Genomic DNA, 19,751 nt, shown 5'->3' with positions numbered 1-19,751 from the left:
CCTCAATCTAGCGCGACACTCGGGGGCGGGTCTGGGGCGGAGGGCGCAGTGGCCCCCGCCCGCGCTATGGGTCTGGACACACCGGACGCGTCCGGCTCAGCCGCCGTTCGGGACGGGCGAGGCCCCGTCGCCGCCCGGGGCGGGCGAGCCGCCGCCCGGCGCGGGCGCGGCGCCGTCCCCGTCCGACCCGTCCGCGTCGACCCCGGCCCGGGCGTCGGCCTCGTCGGCGGCCTGGGCGGCGATGACGGCCGGATCGGGGGCGATCCCCAGCGAGTGCATGGCGGCCAGGGCGATGGCGCGGAACACCGGGGCGGACACGGTGCCCCCGTAGGTGTCCCCGGGGCGGTAGACGACGACGGCGACGGCGATGGCCGGGTCGCGGGCCGGGGTGAAGCCGACGAAGGAGGCGACGGTCCCCGACTCGGTGAGGATCTCCGTCGTCCCGGTCTTGCCGGCCACCAGGTAGCCGTCGATCGAGGCGGCCTCGGCGGTGCCCCCCTCCTGGGTGACGCCGATGAGCATCTCCGTCAGGGTCGCGGCGTGCTCCTCGCTCATCACCCGCCGGCCGGCCGGCGTCTTCTGCGCCCGCTCCTCGCCGTCGGCGTCGATCCAGGCGTCGATGACGCGCGGGGGCACCAGGACGCCCTTGTTCGCCACGGCGGCCAGCACCTGCACGGCCTGGAGGGTGGTGCCGGCGATGCCCTGGCCGAACATGGTGGTGTAGCGGGTGCGATCGTCCCAGTCGGAGGCCGGGGTGAGGATGCCGGGGGACTCGGCGGGCATCTCGATGCCGGTGACGCGGCCGAATCCGAAGCGCTCGATGTAGCCGTGGCGCACGTCGTCGGGCATCAGGTCCCCGATCTGGACGGTGCCGACGTTGGAGGACTCGGCCAGGACCTGGGCCGCGGTCAGGGACTCCACGGGGTGCTCGTGGGAGTCGCGGAAGACCTCGCCGTTGGGCGCGGTCCAGGTGTAGGGCACGGTGAAGGGGTCCTCGGGGCGCAGCACCCCCTCCTCCAGGGCCGCCGCGAAGGTGATGACCTTCCCCACGCTGCCGGGCTCGAAGACCGCCTCCACGGACCGCGCGGTGCGGTCCGCCTCGGCGGAGGCGCCCGGGTCGCCCGGGTCGACGGAGCGCGAGTCGGCCAGGACGAGGACCTTGCCGGTGGCGGGCTCCATGACGACGGCGGCCCCCCAGTCGGCGCCCTGGGCGACGACGACCTTATCGATGGCGTCCTGGGCGATGGTCTGCAGGTTCGGGTCGAGGGTCAGGCGCACCGTCGCCCCGGGCCTGGCGGGGACCTCTTCGTGCTCCCCGGTGGGGATGATCGCGCCGGTCTTGCCGATCTCGACCGAGCCCTCGCCGTTGGTGCCGGTGAGGACCTCGTTCTGGCTCATCTCGATGCCGGCGTTGCCCACGAGCTCGCGGACGTCGTTCTCATAGGTGTAGCCCACGACATTGCCCGCCACGGTCCCGGCGGGGTAGGAGCGCCGGGTGCGCTGGTCCGGCTCGATCCCGTGGATGGCCAGGGCGTTGACCCTGCGCCAGGTGTCGGGGGTGACGGCCTGGGCGATGACGACGTAGGTCGAGTCGCCCACCATCTTCGCCCCCAGCTCCTGGGCGTCGACACCCAGGACGGGGGCGATGAGCTCGGCGGCCGCGGCCGCCCCGTGCCCGGTGACCACCTCGGTGGTCCGGCCGGTGGCGGGATCCTCCTGCTCCTCGATGCGCTCGTACTGGGAGATCAGGCGCTGGTTGGCGCCGATGTCGTAGGAGACGGCCGAGGAGGCCAGGACCGTCCCGTCGCGTCCGAGGATCGGGCCGCGCGGCGCCCGATTGACCCACGTGACGGTGCGCTCGGCCTTCGCCTTGAGCGCGAGGGCGGGGCCGTCGACCACCTGGATCTTGACGGTCTTGCCCGCAACCACCGCGAAGCCGACCATGCCGAGCAGCTGGAGGGCCCGACGACGGCTGGGGTTCACCGATGGGCTACTTTCCGTCGGCGGCCCTGCCCCCGGAGAGGCTGGAGTCGGTCAGGTCGATGACGCCCGGGACGCCCGCCGGGACCATGCCGAGCTCGCCCGCGCGCCGGGCCAGGTGGTCGGGCGCGGCGGCGTCCTCGACCTGGGAGCGGACCGTGTCGATGTGGTCGTTGACGACGTTGAGCTCGGCCTGGGTGCCCTGCATCCTGAAGGCGGTCTCCGCCATCCGGGCGTTGAGCACCATCGAGGCGACCAGCGCTCCGGCGAGGATGAGGACCACCAGGAGCAGGAACGGCAGGGTGGCCCGCGCCGGGGCCTGCCCCCGCACGACGTGCAGCGAGGGCCGGGCCCCCCCGTCCTCCTCGGGGCGGGGTCGGGTCTGGCGCACCCGCGCGGCGGATCCATCGACGGACCAGCTGCGCGAGTCCTCACGGAGGGTGTCGAGGCCTGAACGGGCTGCGGTTGCGGTGCTCATCGGCTTCTCCTTCCACGGTCTCGGTTGTGTGTGGGGCGCTTGCGGGTCGGGATGGGACGGGGTCGGGGCTGCGGCGAGGGGGCCTCGCTCGCGGGTCGGGTGCGGGTGACGGCGCGCAGGCGCACGGAGGCGCTGCGGGGGTTGGAGGCGATCTCGGCCGGATCGGCCTTCTCCGCGCCGCGGGTGACGGCGCGCAGGTAGGGGGAGGCGTCGGCGGGGACGACGGGCAGGCCCGCGGGGACGGCCTCGGCGGTGCCCGCGGCGAGGGCCCGCTTGACAATGCGGTCCTCCAGGCTCTGGTAGGACTCGACGACCAGGCGCCCGCCCACGCGCAGGGCGTTGAGCGCCCGCGGCACGGCCCGCTCCAGGACGTCGAGCTCGGCGTTGACCGCCACGCGCAGGGCCTGGAAGGTCCGCTTGGCGGGGTTGCCCCCGGTGCGCCGGGCGGGCGCGGGGATGCACTCGCGCACGAGCCCGGCCAGGTCCCCGGTGGAGGCGACCGGGTCGCCGTTCCGGCGGCGGCGCACGATGGCCGCGGCGATGCGCGGGGCGAAGCGCTCCTCGCCGTAGGCGCACAGGATGCGGGTCAGCTCGCGCTCGTCGGCGGTGTCGAGGATCTGCTGCGCCGTCGTCCCGCCCGACTGGTCCATGCGCATGTCCAGCGGCGCCGGACGGGCGTAGGAGAAGCCGCGCCCGGCGTCGTCGAGCTGGAGGGAGGAGACCCCCAGGTCCATGAGCACGGCGTCGACGGTCCCGTCGGGGCGGACGGAGGCCTCTCGGGCGACGGCGTCGACCCGGTCGTAGGTGGTCCGCACCGCGCGGAAGCGCCGCCCGAAGGGGGCCAGGCGCTCGCCCGCCAGGGCGATGGCCTCGGGGTCGCGGTCGATGCCCACGACGCTCAGGGCCGGGAAGCGGCGCAGGGCCCCCTCGGCGTGGCCGCCCGCGCCCAGGGTGCAGTCGATCATGACGGGGCGCGCCGGCGCGCCGGGGCCCTCCAGGGCGCCGGCGAGCAGGTCGAGGCAGCGCTCCAGGAGAACGGGGGTGTGCGCCGCGGCGGCGGCCGGGCGCGCGGCGCAAGCCGGGCGCTGCGGGCGCGGCGCGACGTCCGGGCGCGGCGCGGCGGCGCCGGCGTCGAGGACGGCCAGGTCCACGTTCTCCTCCTTCCTGGTGCGTGCCTCCCAATGGTTCGCGGGGCGCGCCGCGGGCCGGGGCCCGGGTCCGCTCCGCCAGGACTCCTCCCGCGGGTTCCGGCGCCGGGGAAGTGGCGTCGGACGCTGCGGCGGGCGGAGACCTCGCGGGACGGGCCCGCGGTGCCGGGCTCGGGGCTCGGTCCCTCATGCAGTTGTGCACCCGCGGGCGCGCCGGGCGGCGCGGCCCCGGGCCTAGAAGAAGCCGGGGATGATCTCCTCGGCGGTCTCGGCGAAGACCTGCTCCTGGGCGGCCAGGTAGGCCTGCCAGGCCCCCGCGTCCCAGATCTCGACCCGGGTCCCGGCGCCGATGACGGCCAGGTCCCGGTCCAGTCCGGCGTAGGCCCGCAGCGGCGCGGGGAGTGTGATGCGCCCCTGCCTGTCCGGGATCTGCGGGTCGGCGCCCGAGAGCATGACGCGCACGTAGTCGCGCGCCTGCCTCTGCGCGAGGGGGGCCTCGCGCAGCTGGGCGTACATGCGCTCGAACTCGGCCGTCGTGAAGACGTACAGGCAGCGCTCCTGCCCCCTGGTGAGGATCACACCGCCTGCCAGCTCCTCGCGGAACCTGGCAGGCAGGATGAGCCTGCCCTTCTCGTCGAGGCGCGGAGCGTGGGTTCCCAGGAACATCGGGAGTACTCCTTCCCTCAACGATCCAGCGGCCTCCACATTACTCCACATCCCTCCCCTTCCACCCACGCAACCGGCCCGCGTGCGTCACAGTCTCATCTCGAAACGCTCCAATACCAACGTTTGAAGAGATGTGAGGACGGTGGTGCGCCCGCGCGTGCCGCCCGGCCCGGCCACCGCCGTCGGACATGAGGGGGCCGCCGCCGGGGGCCGACCGGCGGCGCCTCCCCGTCGAGCCACTCCGGGACACCCCGATTACCCTGATTCCCGCGAGCGCGCAGGTTTCCAGTCGAACGCGCAGGCGGGAGGCGCGCGTTCGACTGGAAACCTGCGCGCTCGCGGAAGGGCGGCGGGACGGGGCCGGCCGACCGCGCCGAGTCATCCACAGGATGCGCATCATCCGCCGGTCCCGCGTGACTTTCCCGCCGGTCCCGGCGAAGGTGGCCCGGGGCGTTCGGCCCTGTCGCGGCTTAAAAGCGCACTTCGTCGGCCTCGGCGAAGGGGCGCCGGCGGCGGGCTCAGCCGCGGGCCGGCTCTCAGTCGCGGCCGTCCCGACGGCGATCCCAGCGCTCGGCGTTGCGATCCATGAAGCGCCCCCACGATGAGCCCCGGCCCGACCCCGGTGCGGCGCGCCCGTCCGCCCCGTCCTGCTCCACGGTGGTGAGCATGAGGCTCACGCCCCACACGGCCAGGGCGAACCCGCCCAGTCCCACGAGGATGGAGACGATGCCGCCGTGGCCCACCGCCACCCCCCCGATGACCACGGACAGACCCACCAGGAGCAGTGCCACCCCGGCGCCTATATGGCGTGGCGAGGGGCGGCGCTCGCCGCCGGCGGGCCGCATCGAGCCCGCCAGGGAGGGGTCGTCCGCGTGGAGCTGCTTCTCGAGGTCGCGCAGCACCTGCTGCTCTCTCTCCGACAGGGCCATGGCTCCCCTCGCTTTCCTGTGCCGGGCCGCGCGCCGTGGCCCCGCGGTGACCCGGACACTCCGGCGCGTGCCGGGGGTCGGCGTTGACCGCGGGAACGACGTTCGAACCCCGCCAGGATAATCGCTGGACGCCGTCGAACGGAAACCGTCTCACCCGGTCGCGCCCCGCCCGCCCTCCCGACCGGGACCCGGGGCGCGCCGGGACCGGCCGGCGCCCGGGGGCGCGAGCAGGCTGGCCGGGGCGAGGGCCCCCGGGCCCCAGCGCCGGCGGACGGCGTCGGCGGCGCGCTCGGGCGCCCCGCGGCGCGGATCCTCGTCCAGGAGGAGCTGGACGCCCTCGTCGGCGCGGGCCAGGCCCTCCACGCGCACGCCCAGGAGCCGGAACCCGCCGGGGGGCGTGGGCAGGGCCGCGAAGAGCCGTTCGACGACGGCGAAGACGTCGCGGGCCAGGTCCGTGGGGTCGGCCAGGGTCCGCGAGCGCGTGAGCGTGGTGAAGTCGGCCCCGCGCGCCTTGAGGACGACGACCCGGGCCCGCAGCCCGGCGGCGCGCAGCCGGGCGGCGCACTGGTGGGCCTGGTCGAGCAGGACGCGGCGGGCGTGGTCGCGGTCGGAGACGGTGTCGAAAAAGGTCTGCTCGGTCCCGACCGACTTCTCCTCCCGTCCCGGGCTCACGGGCCTGGGGTCGATGCCGCGGGCCAGGTCGTGCAGGTGGCGCCCGCCCGCCTCTCCCAGGATCTTGACTAGGAGGTGCACGTCGGCGGCGGCCAGGGCGCGCACGTCGTCGATCCCCCAGCGGGCCAGGGCGCGGGCGCTCTTGTCCCCCACCCCCCACAGGGCCCCCACGGGCAGGACGTCGAGGAAGTCCCGGGTGGAGTCGGCCGGGACGAGCAGGAGGCCGTCCGGCTTGGCGTGGGAGGAGGCGAGTTTGGCGACGAACTTGGTGGAGGCGATGCCCACGGAGGCGGGCAGGCCGAGCCTGCCCCGCAGCTCGCGGCGGATCCACCGGCCGATGCTCACGGGCGGGCCCATGCGCCGCCGGGCGCCGGTCACGTCGAGGAAGGCCTCGTCGACGCTGACCCTCTCCAGCACGGGCGTGACCTCGCCCAGGATCTCCATGACCCGGCGGGAGACCCGGGAGTAGACGTCGTGGCGCACGGGCAGGACGACGGCGCGGGGGCACAGCCGCAGGGCCCGGGCCATGGGCATGGCCGAGCTCACCCCGTAGACGCGGGCCTCGTAGGTAGCGGCCGAGACGACCCCGCGCCCGTCCCGGCCGCCCACGATGACGGGGCGGCCCGCCAGCTCGGGGCGCTCCAGCAGCTCGACGGAGGCGAAGAAGGCGTCCATGTCGACGTGGAGGATATTGGTGCCGGAGTCGTCCTCGCCCCAGGAGCGGCGGGCGGCGGCGGATCGGGGCGCTCGGCTCATGGCGGCTCCTCCTCTCCCGCTGCGCGCCCCCAGGCTAGCCTGTCCCCGTGAGCAGCAGACGCGCCGGCGGACGATCGGGAGGGCGCGGCGGGGCGGCCGGCCGGCGCCGAGCGGACCTGCCCACGGGGCCGGTGCCCACCTCCCTGGCCACGGCCGAACTCGAAGTGCGGGACACGGGGATCCTGCTGCGTCTGGACGGGACGGAGTCGTCGTGGATCGACCTGCGCGACCCCGCGCACCTGGACTTCGAGTACCAGCAGCAGATGAATGCCGTCGTCGACGTCCTGCGGCCGGCCCCGGCGCCGCTGCGGGCGGTGCACCTGGGGGGCGCCGCCTGCGCCCTGGCCCGGGCCTGGGACGCCCTGCGGCCGGGTTCGACCCAGCTCGCCGTGGAGATCGACGAGGTGCTGGCCCTCAGGGTCCGCCAGTGGTTCGACCTGCCCCGCTCCCCGCGTCTGCGGATCCGGGTGGCCGACGCCGCCCGGGCCGCGCCGGGCCTGCGCCCCGGCGGGTGGGACGTGGTGGTCCGCGACGTCTTCGCGCGGGGGCGGGTGCCGGCCTCCTGCTGCGACGAGGCCTTCACGGGGGCCTGCCGCCGCGCGCTGGCGCCGGGCGGGGTGTACCTGGCCAACGCGGCCTGCCTGCCCCGCGCCGAGGCGGGCGCCGACCTGGCGGCGGTCAGGCGGGTCTTCGGCGGGGGCGCGCTCGTCATCGCGGATGCGGCCTCGGCCAGGGGCAGGCGGCCGGGCAACCTCGTCGTCGTGGCGGGCGCCGAGCCCTTCACGCCCCGGCAGCGCGAGGAGGTCGACCGCGCCGTGCGGCGCCTGCCGCTGCCGGCGCGCGCCTGGTCGGTCGACGATCCGGCGCTGCCGCGGGCCTGAGGCGGGGCGGGACCGGGCAACGCCGACGGCGCCGGTGATCCGCCGGCCCCCGAGCCGCGCGGGCGGGGCGGCGGGCCGGCGCGCGCGGCGGATACTCCGCCGTCGACTCAGCCCTCGCCGCCGGTGCCCAGGCCGAGGGCGGGGCCGTCGTCCCCGGCGGCCTCGTTGGCCTCGAGGAAGGCCTCCAGGCGGGCCCCGATCTCGTCGGCCGTGGGCATGTCCATGAGCCGGGAGAGCTCCTCGGCGTCGGAGCGCACGGGCGTGACGGCGTCGTACTGGGCCTCCAGGGCGTTGACGACGGCGCGGACCTCGGGCTGCTCGGCGGTCTGGGCGTCGATCTCCGCCCGGTTGACGGCGGCGGCGGCCTCCAGGTCGCCCAGGGGCAGCGCCAACCCGGTGACCTCGGCCACGGAGGCCAGGAGGGCGGCCGCCCCGGCCGGGTAGTCGTCGCGCGCGACGTAGTGGGGCACGCCCGCCGTCAGCCCCCGCGAGTCCAGGCCCGCCTGCCCCAGCCTCAGCTCGAGCAGTCCCGACATGGAGCCGGGGAACTCGATGTGGCCGAAGAAGTCCGGCTGCTCGGGCAGCAGCTCGGGGCGGCTGCCGTGGTGATGGACGTAGGTGGGCCGGGTGTGCGGCACCGCCAGGGGCATGCCGGCCATGGCCACCGCCTGGGACACCCCCATCGACACCGCCAGGTGGGTGACCGCGCCGATGAACTCCTGCCAGCGGTAGTCGGGCTCGGCCCCGTGCAGGAGCAGGACGTCCTCGCCCTCGTCGTCCTGGAGGAGGTCCAGGACCAGCTCGGGCATCTGCGCGCTCAGGTAGCTGTGCGAGGAGAAGGTCAGCATGGGCCTGCGGGCGCGGTAGTCGATGAGCGCGTCCGTGTCGAAGGTCGCCAGGCGGTCGGAGGGCAGGGTCATGAGCAGCTGCTCGACGGCCAGCGAGCCCGCGTGCCCGGCGTCCATGGCGCCGTCGAAGTGGTACAGGAGAACGCGCGGCGCCACGGGTTCGCCGATCGGGTGCTCGACGCTGTACAGGGCCGGCATCTCTTCCTCCTTCTTCTTCCGCCTTCTTGCGCGCCCGGCGAGCCCGGCGCGCAACGGGACCGGTGCGCCCGGTGCAACGCGGCGGGCGGCCGTCGTGTTCCCGCCCGGGGCGCGTCGGCGCGGGCCGGGGCGCCGACGGCGGCCGGGGAGCCGGGGCTGTTCGCCGTCGGCGTCCCTGCGCGTCGCCGTCGGCGTCCCTGCGCGCCTTGTGCGAGGAGAATAATGGACTTCTCCCGCGCAGCGCGCCGGACGTCGAGTCCCTTCCCAGACTAGCGAGACCCAGTGACCCATCCGAAGCACCCCCCCGCCGCCGAGCAGGGCGCGTCCACGGGCTCCCGCGCCGCCTCGGCGCGGGAGCGAGAGATATCCGCCGAGCAGGAGGTGGTCGACCGGGCCTACCGCGAGCTCGACCGCCGGCTGGAGTCGGCGCGCGCCTCCCTGGCCGCCACGCAGGCGAGCCCGACCGGCGGCACCCACCAGTCCCGCGGCGAGCGGGACGCCTACGCCGCCCACTACGCCGGGCTCGTCGCCTCCCTGGAGGGGGTCGAGGACCGGCTCGTCTTCGGGCGCATGGACCTGGCCCCCGACGCCGCCGGGGCCGGAGGGCGCCACTACGTGGGGCGCGCCGGGCTGCAGGACTCGCGCCGCCGGGAGGTCGTCCTGGACTGGCGGGCCCCCCTGGCGCGGGCCTTCTACCAGGCGACCGCCTCGAACCCGATGGGGCTGGTGCGCCGTCGTCACATCGACACCCGCCGCCGCCGCGTCATCGGGCTCGAGGACGAGGTCGTCGACGTGCGGTCCCTGCGCGAGGGCGGGCCCGCCGGGGCCCGCGCGGCGGCCGAGGGACTCCAGGGCGAGGGCGCCCTCATCGCCGCCATGAGCGCGGCCCGCCACGGGCGCATGGGCGATATCGTCGCCACCATCCAGGCCGAGCAGGACCGCGTCGTCACCTCCGGCACCAGGGGCGTGCTCGTCGTCCAGGGCGGCCCCGGCACGGGCAAGACGGCCGTGGCCCTGCACCGGGTCGCCTACCTGTTCTACTCCGAGCGAACCCGCCTGGAGCGCTCGGGCGTGCTGCTGGTGGGCCCCTCGCGGACCTTCCTGCGCTACGTGGAGCAGGTGCTGCCCTCCCTGGGCGAGACGGGCGTGGTGTCCACCACGATCGCGGATCTGGTCCCCGGGGTGCGCGCCCGCGGCGTCGAGGACCCTCGGGTCCACGAGATCAAGGGCCGGGCGCTGTGGGCCGAGGTGCTGCGCCGGGCGGTGCGCGGCCTCCAGCGCGTGCCGGACGGGCCCCGCCCGATCGTCGTGGAGGGCACCGCCCTGGAGCTGCGGCCCGCGGACGTGCGCGAGGCGGTGAACCGGGCGCGCCGGTCGGGCCGGCCCCACAACCTGGCGCGCGAGACCTTCGTCCTATGGCTGCTGGAGCGCCTGACGGACCAGTTCGCCGCGGCCACGGGCCAGGACGCCTCGGACCCCGACACCCGCGCCTGGATCCGCGAGGACATCCGCACCGCCCGGGACGCGCGCCGGGAGATCAACCTGTGCTGGATGCCGACGACGCCGGCGGGCCTGCTGGAGCGCCTGTGGGCCCGCCCGGCCCTCCTGGCGGAGCTGGCCCCCGAGCTGACCGGGGACGAGCGGGCCCTGCTGGCCCGCCCGGCCGGGGGCGAGCCGACCCCCGCCGACGTCCCGCTCATCGACGAGCTGGCCGAGCTGCTGGGCCCCAGCGAGGACGCGCAGGCCCGCCGGGCGCGGCTGGAGGCGCGGCGGCGGGCCGAGCTGGTGTCCTACGCCGCCCAGGCGATCGAGTCCCAGGAGCTGGGCGGGGGCATGGTCAGCGCCGAGATGCTCGCCGACCGCATGGAGGACTCGGGTCCGGCGCTGACCCTGGCGGAGCGGGCCCGGGCGGACCGGACGTGGACCTACGGGCACGTCGTGGTCGACGAGGCGCAGGAGCTCGGGGCGATGGCGTGGCGGGCGCTGGCCAGGCGCTGCCCGGTGCGCTCCTTCACGGTGGTCGGGGACCTGGCGCAGTACTCCGGGCCCCGCGCGCCCGCCTCGTGGGGCGAGGCGCTGGCCGCCCTGGGGGCGCGGCCGGCGGAGGCGGCCGGGACATCCGGGACGGCCGGGACATCCGGGGCGGACGGGGCGGCCAGCCGGGACGGGCGCGGCGGGAGCGGGCCGGGGAGTCGGGCCCGCGGATCGCGCGGGGCGCGCGGCCGCGGAGCCGGCGGGGCGCCGCTGAACGAGGAGGTCCTCACGGTGTGCTACCGCACGCCGTCGACCATTATGCGGGTCGCCGACGAGGTGGCCGCCGCCCTGGGCCGCCCCCCGGTCTACCCGGTGCGCTCGGTGCGCGACCTGCCCGACTGCCTGGAGTGCGTCGACGTCTCCGAGGCCCCCGAGGCGTGCGACGAGGACGCCTGGGCGGCCCTGCTGCGCCGCACCGTGGCGCGGGAGTCGGCGGCCCTGGACCGGGCGGTGGGCGCCGGCGGCGGGCGCATCGCCGTCATCGCCCCCGACGCCGCCGCCGCGGCGCGCCACCTGGGCGCGGACCCGGCCCTGGCCGCGGCCATGCGGGCCCCGGGCGGGGACGTGCTGCGCGCGCGCCTGGCGGTCATGGGGCCGGTCATGAGCAAGGGGCTGGAGTTCGACGCCGTCGTGCTCGTGGATCCCGCGGCGATCGGCCGGCGCAGCCCGGGCGACCTGTACGTGGCCATGACCCGCCCGACCCGGCGCCTGGTCGTCGTCTCGCGCCTGCCCCTGCCCGAGCCCCTGCGCCGCGGCCGGCGGGCGTGACGCGCCGGAGCGGCGCCCGCCGCGCCGCGGCGCGCTTCGTGGTTACGGAACCGTAGGTTACGGTTGCGCCGGACCGTGAGCGCACCGCCGCCCGCCCGCGCCCGCAGGACCCGCGGCCCGAGAAGGAAGCCTTGATGAGAAGGAAGCCTTGATGACCGAGACCAGTACCGACAACTCCGCGCGCTACCAGCGCCCGCACTACGCGCCCGGCGTGCCCGGGGTCATTGCGCCCGTCACCGAGCCGCTCCCGCGCATGCTCGACGACGCCGCCCGCCGCTTCCCCGACCGCGTCGCCATCGACTTCCTGGGGGCGAGCACCACCTACGCCCGGCTGTCGCAGCAGGTCGCCCGGGCCGCCGAGACCCTGCGGCGCCTGGGGGTGGGGCGCGGCGACGTCGTCGGCGTCATCCTGCCCAACTGCCCCCAGCACGTGGTCATCGCCTACGCCGCCTGGCGCATCGGGGCGATCGTGGCCGAGCACAACCCGCTGGCCCCGGCCGCCCAGATCCGCGAGCAGATCGAGATCCACGGCGGGCGCGTCATGATCGCCTGGGAGAAGTCGCTGGACCGCCTCACCCGGGCGACCGGCTCCCTGGCCGCCGCCGGCCTGGGCGAGCACCACCGGGTCCTGGCCGTCGACCTGTCCCGCGGCCTGCCGTGGACCTCCCGCCTGGCGCTGCGCCTGCCCGTGGCCGCGGCCCGCTCCCGGCGCTCCGAGCTGCGCGGCAGGGTCCCCGCCGGCGTGCGCTCGTGGGACGACGCCGTCGCCGCCTCCGCCCCGCTGCCCGCGGGCCACCCCCTGCCCGGCGTGGACGACACCGCCGTGCTGCTCTACACGGGCGGCACCACCGGCACCCCCAAGGCCGTGCGCCTGACCCACGCCAACCTGCGCTCGAACGCGCAGATGAGCCTGGCGTGGGCCTCGCAGGTGTGCGAGGCCGGCGAGGAGACCTTCTACGCCGTCCTGCCCTTCTTCCACGCCTTCGGGCTGAGCCTGTCGCTCCTGTGCGCCGTGGGCCTGGCCGCCACCCAGGTGATCCTGCCCAAGTTCGGCGCCGACATGGTGCTGGCCGCCTGGAGGCGCCGGCCCGCCACCTTCTTCCCGGGCGTGCCCGTCATGTTCGACCGGATCGTCACCCGGGCCGCGGCCACCGGCGCCGACCTGTCGAGCTGCAAGATCGCCGTGTGCGGCGCCGCCGCCACCCCCCTCGCCGTGGCCCGGGCCTGGGAGGAGGCCACCGGCGGCGTCATCATCGAGGGCTACGGCATGACCGAGGCCTCCCCCATCATCCTGGGCAACCCCATCTCCCCCGAGCGCCGGCCCGGCGCCCTGGGGGTCCCCTACCCGTCCACCGACGTGCGCCTGGTCGACCCCGACAACCCCGACGTGCAGGTCGAGCCCGGGCGGGTCGGCGAGCTGCTGGCCCGCGGCCCCCAGATCTTCCCCGGCTACTGGGGCGACCCGGAGGAGACCGAGGCGACCCTGCTGCCCGGCGGCTGGCTGCGCACCGGGGACCTGGTGCGCCAGGAGGACGACGGTTTCTACGTCATCGCCGACCGCCGCAAGGAGCTCATCATCTCGGGCGGCTTCAACGTCTACCCCACCGAGGTCGAGGCGGCCGTGCGCTCCATGCCCCAGGTCGAGGACGTGGCCGTCGTGGGCCTGCCCGGCGACTCGGGCAATGAGAACGTCGTCGCCGCCATCCTGCCCAAGGAGGGCCAGACCGTCACCCTGGAGCAGGTGCGCGCCTGGGCGGAGAAGACCCTGTCCCACTACGCCCTGCCGCGTCAGATCGCCATTCTGAGCGAGATGCCGCGCTCGGTGATCGGCAAGGTGCTGCGCCGCGCGGTGCGCGAGGAGCTCCTGGCCGCGCGCGCGGCCGCCTCGGACGCCGCCGGCGCGGCCGCTGCGGCGTCGACGGCGGCGGCCACGGCCCTCGTCGAGCGGCTCGGCGAGGCCTCGGGCCGCCGGGGCGGCCGGGCCGGCGCCGACCCGGGCGCCGCAGGGGCGGAATCGGACGGACCGGCGGGGCCGACGCCGTCGACCGGGCGCCCCGGACCGGCGGATCCGGACGGCCCGGCGGATCCGGATGAGTCAGTCGAATCGGAGAAGCCGACCGATCCCGCGAAGTCTGCGGAGCCGGAGGAACCGGAGGAGTCGGAGGACCGCTCATGAGCGCCCCGGACGTGGAGGACTGCGCCCTGTTCCACCGCCCCCGCTACCAGGCGGGCATCCCCGCCGTCATCGAGGCGCCCGACGCCGGGCTGGGCGAACTGCTGGAGACGGCCGCGCACTTCTACCCCGACCGCGTCGCCATCGACTTCCTGGGGGCGACCACCACCTACCGCGAACTGCTGGAGGCCTCCGAGCGGGCGGCCAGGCTGCTGCACGACGCCGGGGTCAGGCGCGGGGACCGGGTCGCCCTCATCATGCCCAACTGCCCGCAGCACGTGGTCGCCGTCTACGGCGCGCTGCGCCTGGGGGCGATCGTGGCCGAGCACAACCCCCTGGCGCCCGCCGAGGAGCTGCGCGCCCAGCTCGAGCGCCACGGGGGCCGCGTCGTCGTCGCCTGGGAGAAGGGCGTGGACCTGATCGTCGACCCGCGCTCGCGCGAGGCGGGCGCCGCGGGCCCCGAGGCGGACTCGGTCGACCCGCTGGGCGGGCGCACGGTCTTCTCGGTGGACCTGTCGGCCGCCCTGCCCGCGCGCCTGCGCGCCGCCCTGCGCCTGCCCGTGGCGAGGGCCCGGGAGGCCCGGGACTCCATGCGGGCCCCGCGCCTGCCCGCCGGCGTGCGCTCGTGGGACCGGGAGGCGGCGCGCGCCGAGCCCATCCCGGCCTCCTGGCCCCGCCCGGGCGGGCGGGACGTGGCGGTGCTGCTGCACACCGGGGGGACCACCGGGGCGCCCAAGGCCGCCATGCTCACCCACACCAATCTGCGCGCCAACGCCAACCAGGCCATCGCCTGGGTGCCCATGCTGCACGAGGGCGGGGAGAACTTCCTGTCCCTGCTGCCCTTCTTCCACGCCTTCGGACTGACCTTCAACCTGTTCTGCGCGGTGCAGAAGGCCGCCACCCAGGTGATGATGCCCAAGTTCGACGTCGCCGAGGTCCTGCGCGCCCAGGCGCGCCGGCCGCTGACCTTCTTCGTGGGCGTGCCGGTCATGTTCGAGCGGATCCTGCGGGCGGCCCAGGAGGCGGGGACGGACCTGCGCTCCCTGCGCTTCGGGGTGTGCGGGGCGGCGCCCATGCCCCCGGCGGTGGGGGCCGAGTGGGAGCGGGTCACGGGCGGCTTCTTCGTCGAGGGCTACGGGATGACCGAGACGAGCCCGATCGTGGCCGGCACCCCCATGGGGCCCACGCGCCGCCTGGGGGCGCTGGGGCTGCCCTTCCCGTCCACGGACGTGCGCGTCGTCGATCCTGAGGCGCTGGAGGCCGCCCTGGGCGCGGGCGCGCCGGTGGACGTGGACGTCGAGGTACCCGACGGCGAGCCCGGCGAGCTGCTCGTGCGCGGGCCGCAGGTCTTCGCCGGGTACTGGGGCGACCCCGAGGCGACGGCGGCCGCGATGCTGCCGGGCGGGTGGCTGCGCACCGGGGACATGGTGCGCCGCGAGGAGTCCTTCCTGTGGATGGCCGACCGCAGGCGCGAGCTCATCCTCACCGGCGGCTTCAACGTCTACCCCTCCCAGGTGGAGGCGGCCATCCGGGACATGGACGGGGTGGCCGACGTCGCCGTCGTCGGCATGGACGCCGGCGCCCGCGGGGAGACGGTCGTGGCCGCCGTCGTGCCGGCGCAGGGGGCGGCGCCCGGGGCCATCACCCTGGAGTCGGTGCGCGCCCACGCCGAGCGGACCCTGCCGCACTACGCCCTGCCGCGGCGCCTGGAGATCATCGACGAGATGCCGCGCTCGGTGATCGGCAAGGTGATGCGCCGCCAGGTGCGCGAGATGCTGGAGGGGCGCTGAGCCGCTCCCCGCGCTCGCGGCGCGCCGGACCAGCGGGGCGGGGCCGCCGCCCGTCTCACAGCAGGCCGAGCTCGGCCAGGACCCCGCGCAGGGCCGCCACCTCGTCGGCCTCGGCGCGCACGAGCGGCAGGCGCACGTCGGCGCCGGGGATGCGCCCCTGGAGCAGCAGCGCCTCCTTGGCCATGACGGCCCCCTGCCCGCCGCCCATCATGGCGGCCACCAGGGGTCGCATGCGCCGGGCCACGGCCCGGGCGCCGGGCAGGTCGCCGGCGTCGACCTCGGTGATCATCTCCCGCCAGGAGTGGGCGTCGGCGTGGGCGACCACGGACACGACGCCGCTGGCCCCGTGCGCCAGGAAGGCGAAGTTGAGGCCGTCATCGCCCGAGTAGTACGCCAGGCCGGTGGCCTCCATGCGCCGGAAGGCCTGCTCGACGTCGCCGGTGGCGTCCTTGACCGCCAGGACCCGCTCGTGCTCGGCCAGGCGGGCGAGGGTGTCGTCGGTGATCCTCACGCCGGTGCGCCCGGGGATGTCGTAGACCATGACGGGCAGGTCGGTGGCCTCGACGACCGCCATGATGTGGCGGTAGACGCCCTCGGCGCTGGGGCGGTTGTAGTAGGGGGCGTTGATGAGCAGGCCCTGCGCCCCGGCCTGCTGGGAGCCCACCCCGATGCGCACGGCGTGGGCGGTGTCGTTGGAGCCGGCGCCGGCCACGAGCATGGCGCGCCCGCCGATGGCGTCGCCGACCTCCCGCAGGAGCGTCTGCTTCTCCGGCAGGTGGGTGGTGGGGGCCTCGCCGGTGGTGCCGGCCAGCAGGATCATGTCCGCCCCGTCGTCGACGAGGGTGACCGCCAGGGACTGGGCGGCCTCGACGTCGATGGCGCCGTCGGGGGTGAAGGGGGTGACCATGGCGACTCCGACGGAGCCGAAGGGACGTGTCGGGAGAGCGCTCATGGGGTCAGCCTACCGGCGCGGCGCGCCCGGCGGGGCGGGTACGGCGGGCCGATTGCGGGCCGCGGGGGCGGTTGCGGGCCGCGGCGGGGCGGCCCCGCCCCGACGAGACGCGCCCGCCGCCCCCGCATCGCGCCGCACGTCGTCGGCCTGCGGGCCGTTAGGCTCGCGCCCATGGCAGACCGCGATGCGCCCGCCCGCCCCGCCGCCTTCGAGGCCGGCCGGCCCGCCGATCCGCCCGCCGGGGCGGGCGGGTTCGTGCGCGAGGCGACGGGAGACGACCTGGAGGCGATCGGGCGCGTGCACGCCGCGTCGATGCTGGCCTCCCTGCGCGTCGCCCACGCCGCCGCCCACGACGGCGCGCCCCTGCCCGCCGGCGTCGTCGCCATGATCGCCGCGCCCGTGCTCGCCGCCGGGTGGGAGCGGGCGGTGCTGGCCCCGCCCTCGCCCCGCCACCGCGTGCTGGTGGCGACCGAGGACGGCGAGGTGGTCGGGCTCCTCGGCCTGGCCCCCACCCAGGGGCTGGCGCAGGGGGATCCCGGCGCCGAGCCGGAATCGGCGGTCGAGATCACGGCCCTCGGCGTCGATCCGACCCGTCAGCGCTCCGGGCACGGCTCGCGCCTGCTCGCGGCGGCCGCCGACCACGCCCGCGCCGACGGCGCCCGCGTCCTGCTGGTGTGGGCCGTTCGCGGGGACGAGTCGGTCCGCGGGCTGCTGGCGGGCGCGGGACTGGAGCGCACGCCCTCGCGCCGCGAGCTGCCCGTGGGCCGGGGCGTCACCGAGGAGTGCTGGGGCGCAGCGCTGTAAGCCTCAAGATTTCATCGTCGGGGCGGTCCAGAATCCCGACCGGGTCGGCATGTGGGTGCAGGGTCGGCCGGCGGCGTCGCCGGTGCGGCCGTGAGGACGCGCCGCGTGACAGCGCGATCCGGAGGCCGGCGCACGAGCCGTTCGGGTGGCGGCCGGCCGCGCCGGAGGCGGCCCCGCGCCGTCACCGGCGCACCGGCTGCGGGCGCGCATGGCGTCAAGACGCCGGTCGCGCGGCCGAGCCGAGGGCCCCGGGGTCGCGTGGCATACGGCGAATGACGCGGTCCTGGCCGAGGGGAAGCGGGCGCTGATCGATCACCCCGACCGGCTCGACGGCGTCACCGCGATCGGCGTGGACGAGCACGCGCGGAGACGCACCGAGCGCGGCGGACCCTGCGCACCGGTGCAGATCCCCTCACCGAGAAGCAGCAGAACCGGCTCGAGGCGCTGTTCGCCGCCCCGCCCGCATCGAGGTCGAGATGACATGGTCGATCCACCAGCGGATGATCGCGGCCCACCGGCACGCCGATCGCCGCCGGGGACGCGCATCGATGGTCAAGCCGATAACTCGATCAGCAGCGGAGCGCCCAAGTCGTCGGCCGAGATCATCGCCCCGGGCAGGACGCTCAAGAATCGGGCCGTCGACGCGCCGGCCCGCTTCGACCGGTCCGGCGCATCCAACGGACCGACCGAGGCGATCAACGGCCGACTCGAACACCTGCGCGGCTCAGCACTCGGATTTAGAAACGTCACCAACTGCATCGCCAGATCACTGCTCGAAACCGGCGGATTCAGACCCCGACCACACCCTCGACTGCGAATAGCCTGAATTGCGAAGATCCCCGAAGATGCTTAGAATCTGACGGTAACGCCGAGAGGGGACGACGTTGATCGAGGTTTCCGCCGAACAGGTGCTCGCATGGAGGCTGCACAGGCAGTACCTGGAACCGTTGACGGACGCAGGTCCTGTTGAGATCGTCGGACGGCTCTGCGGTGCGCAGGCGCAGGTGGCTTCCGCTGCTGAGACCGCTATCGTCTTACGGCAACGCAACCCGCGACCTGAAGGGGTCAAGCGTGCGTACTCCGACCGCTCGCTTGTCAAGACTTGGGCGATGCGCGGAACGCTGCACGCGATGCGGTCTGCAGACGTAGCGGAGTACCTATCGCTGCTAGCCGGCGCTCGTACGTGGACCAAGCCCACCTGGTCGCGGCACTTCGGCGCCACGCCAGAGGAGGTCGATCAACTGACGGAGTCTGTCGCTGACCTCCTCGACGGTCAAGTACTGTCTCGCGATGAACTGGTGAGCGAACTGGTTCAGGACAAACGGTTCAAGGGGATGGAAGAACAACTGCGCTCCGGGTGGGGTGCTCTGCTCAAGCCTCTCGCATGGCAGGGCGTCTTGTGCTATGGCCCGAGCCGTTCTTCGAAGGTCACATTCACTAACCCTGCCAGTTTTCTGAAGAACTGGAATGGGCTACCCGATCCTGCGGAGGCAGCACCGGCGGTCATTAAACGATACCTCTCCGCCTATGGTCCAGCGTCCCCTGAAACCTTTGACGCATGGCTTTCTCGCAACAGCAACAAGAAGTCAACGCTCAAGAGCTGGTTCGCCAGTCTTGGCGAGCAAATCGTCGAGGTGCGGGTGAAGGATGAGACACGATATCTGCTCGCCGAGCATGAGGACGAGCTCGCGGCCACCCGGCCCAGCCGCGCTACTCACCTCCTAGGAGCGTTCGACCAGTTCGTCCTTGGTCCTGGGACTAAGGACACTCACATGCTGGCGAACAAGCATCGCTCGCGGGTGAGCAAGGCTGCGGGTTGGATCGCTCCCGTCCTGACCCAGGGTGGGCGGATCACCGGCGTCTGGGAAATGGATGACGGGTATCTTATCGTCACCCCGTTTCCAGGTGAGCAGGCGCCGCCGTCCAAGGTGCTGGAGGATGCAGCCGCGCGGCTTGCAGCGGTGCATGGTTTGGTGAAGGTGACACTGCGGGTGGGATGATCCCCTGCAGTGTCACCGCACCATTCCGTCTAGTTGGGACAAGCGCTTCCCCGGTCATTCTGCCGCCCGGGGTCCTCGGCGACACGGGCCGCGGTCGGGTTCGGTCAAGTCTTTTGGTGTGGTGTTCTTCCGGTCAGGTGGTGATGGCGGGCGGGGCGGGATGACTGCCGGCGCCGCCAGTGCTGTTGTCGGTGTGGAGCATGTCGGTCAGGCGCTGCAGTGAGGTCTGGGAAAGATATCGGCGTTCGCCGTACTGCCACTCCTCGTGCTGTTCGAGCAGGACGGAGCCGATCAGGCGGGGTGCGCCGCTACGCCCACCCGCTACCGCCACGGACGCCGACGCCGAGCGCGAGGTCCCGGGCCGCCTGCGGGAGATCGACTACCGCAGCCGGTTCGATCCGGCCGCCGACGGCGCCCGCGTCCTGCTGGTGTGAGCCGTGCGCGGGGACGAGTCGGCCCGCAGGCTGCTGACGGGCGCGGGGTGGTGCGGGTGGGGCTCCTGGGACGGTCCGGGGCGTGGACGTGTCCAAATCTGTTGCAAAGGCGTCCCGGGCCGGGATCGGCCGAGAATAAAAGCCCGGAATATCAACGATTCTCTTCCGGCGCTCCGGCCCGATCCGGGTCTTTGCAACAGATTTGGACAACCGACCCTCCGGTAGATTGAACGAGCACCC

Annotated in this window: 14 protein-coding genes and 1 pseudogene; 7 read left to right on the top strand and 8 right to left on the bottom strand. The window is 75.0% G+C overall.

All coding sequences use genetic code 11. The annotated features are described in order from the left end of the window. Window positions 1-96 precede the first annotated feature (96 nt). The 6 genes from G446_RS16210 to dinB form a co-directional block, all read right to left on the bottom strand. Window positions 97-1,983 carry a peptidoglycan D,D-transpeptidase FtsI family protein gene (locus G446_RS16210; RefSeq protein ID WP_051285689.1) on the bottom strand — a complete coding sequence of 629 codons (1,887 nt, stop codon included), beginning with the start codon at window positions 1,981-1,983 and terminating at the stop codon, window positions 97-99. A 7-nt stretch (window positions 1,984-1,990) separates the two neighbouring features. Further along, on the bottom strand, window positions 1,991-2,458 hold the full coding sequence (ftsL, locus tag G446_RS20885) for a cell division protein FtsL (protein WP_245574599.1): 468 nt from the start codon (window positions 2,456-2,458) through the stop codon (window positions 1,991-1,993). Continuing rightward, complete coding sequence (gene rsmH / locus G446_RS16200) at window positions 2,455-3,609, bottom strand: 16S rRNA (cytosine(1402)-N(4))-methyltransferase RsmH (protein ID WP_051285688.1); 1,155 nt, start codon at window positions 3,607-3,609, stop codon at window positions 2,455-2,457. The genes ftsL and rsmH overlap by 4 nt, the downstream gene beginning before the upstream one ends. A 231-nt stretch (window positions 3,610-3,840) precedes the next feature. Continuing rightward, window positions 3,841-4,272, bottom strand: coding sequence for a division/cell wall cluster transcriptional repressor MraZ (gene mraZ, locus G446_RS0105705; RefSeq protein WP_026409432.1), 432 nt, complete (start codon window positions 4,270-4,272; stop codon window positions 3,841-3,843). A gap of 536 nt (window positions 4,273-4,808) precedes the next feature. After that, complete coding sequence (locus G446_RS0105700) at window positions 4,809-5,201, bottom strand: DUF3040 domain-containing protein (protein WP_026409431.1); 393 nt, start codon at window positions 5,199-5,201, stop codon at window positions 4,809-4,811. A 150-nt stretch (window positions 5,202-5,351) separates the two neighbouring features. Continuing rightward, complete coding sequence (dinB, locus tag G446_RS16195; protein WP_034469322.1) at window positions 5,352-6,629, bottom strand: DNA polymerase IV; 1,278 nt, start codon at window positions 6,627-6,629, stop codon at window positions 5,352-5,354. 131 nt (window positions 6,630-6,760) lie between these two features. On the opposite strand from dinB, the gene G446_RS0105690 reads away from it, so the two are divergent. Beyond that, on the top strand, window positions 6,761-7,510 hold the full coding sequence (locus tag G446_RS0105690) for a spermidine synthase (protein ID WP_026409430.1): 750 nt from the start codon (window positions 6,761-6,763) through the stop codon (window positions 7,508-7,510). Window positions 7,511-7,617: 107 nt separating this feature from the next. Here G446_RS0105690 and G446_RS0105685 read toward each other — a convergent pair whose 3' ends face one another. Further along, window positions 7,618-8,556: a proteasome assembly chaperone family protein gene (locus G446_RS0105685; protein WP_026409429.1), complete on the bottom strand. Its 939-nt coding sequence runs from the start codon at window positions 8,554-8,556 to the stop codon at window positions 7,618-7,620. A 282-nt stretch (window positions 8,557-8,838) separates the two neighbouring features. On the opposite strand from G446_RS0105685, the gene G446_RS0105680 reads away from it, so the two are divergent. The 3 genes from G446_RS0105680 (at window position 8,839) to G446_RS0105670 (ending at window position 15,321) form a co-directional block, all read left to right on the top strand. Then, entirely contained in the window at window positions 8,839-11,358 is a 2,520-nt protein-coding gene (locus tag G446_RS0105680; protein ID WP_026409428.1) for a HelD family protein, read from the top strand. A gap of 151 nt (window positions 11,359-11,509) precedes the next feature. After that, entirely contained in the window at window positions 11,510-13,534 is a 2,025-nt protein-coding gene (locus tag G446_RS16190; protein ID WP_084779023.1) for an AMP-binding protein, read from the top strand. Beyond that, entirely contained in the window at window positions 13,531-15,321 is a 1,791-nt protein-coding gene (locus G446_RS0105670) for an AMP-binding protein (protein WP_026409427.1), read from the top strand. The genes G446_RS16190 and G446_RS0105670 overlap by 4 nt, the downstream gene beginning before the upstream one ends. Before the next feature lie 55 nt (window positions 15,322-15,376). Here G446_RS0105670 and dapA read toward each other — a convergent pair whose 3' ends face one another. After that, complete coding sequence (gene dapA, locus G446_RS0105665; protein ID WP_026409426.1) at window positions 15,377-16,273, bottom strand: 4-hydroxy-tetrahydrodipicolinate synthase; 897 nt, start codon at window positions 16,271-16,273, stop codon at window positions 15,377-15,379. 171 nt (window positions 16,274-16,444) lie between these two features. Here dapA and G446_RS0105660 point away from each other — a divergent pair, with 171 nt between their 5' ends. The 3 genes and pseudogenes from G446_RS0105660 (at window position 16,445) to G446_RS16185 (ending at window position 19,077) form a co-directional block, all read left to right on the top strand. Further along, on the top strand, window positions 16,445-17,077 hold the full coding sequence (locus tag G446_RS0105660) for a GNAT family N-acetyltransferase (protein WP_026409425.1): 633 nt from the start codon (window positions 16,445-16,447) through the stop codon (window positions 17,075-17,077). After that, window positions 17,056-17,903 (top strand): annotated as a pseudogene (locus tag G446_RS21510) (transposase). The gene G446_RS0105660 and the pseudogene G446_RS21510 overlap by 22 nt, the downstream one beginning before the upstream one ends. Before the next feature lie 58 nt (window positions 17,904-17,961). Then, on the top strand, window positions 17,962-19,077 hold the full coding sequence (locus G446_RS16185) for a winged helix DNA-binding domain-containing protein (RefSeq protein WP_034469319.1): 1,116 nt from the start codon (window positions 17,962-17,964) through the stop codon (window positions 19,075-19,077). The last annotated feature ends 674 nt before the right edge of the window (window positions 19,078-19,751 follow it).

It is taken from the genome of Actinomyces dentalis DSM 19115, assembly GCF_000429225.1.
GTDB classification, from domain to species: domain Bacteria; phylum Actinomycetota; class Actinomycetes; order Actinomycetales; family Actinomycetaceae; genus Actinomyces; species Actinomyces dentalis.
This window is presented reverse-complemented; position numbering and strand designations above follow the sequence as displayed.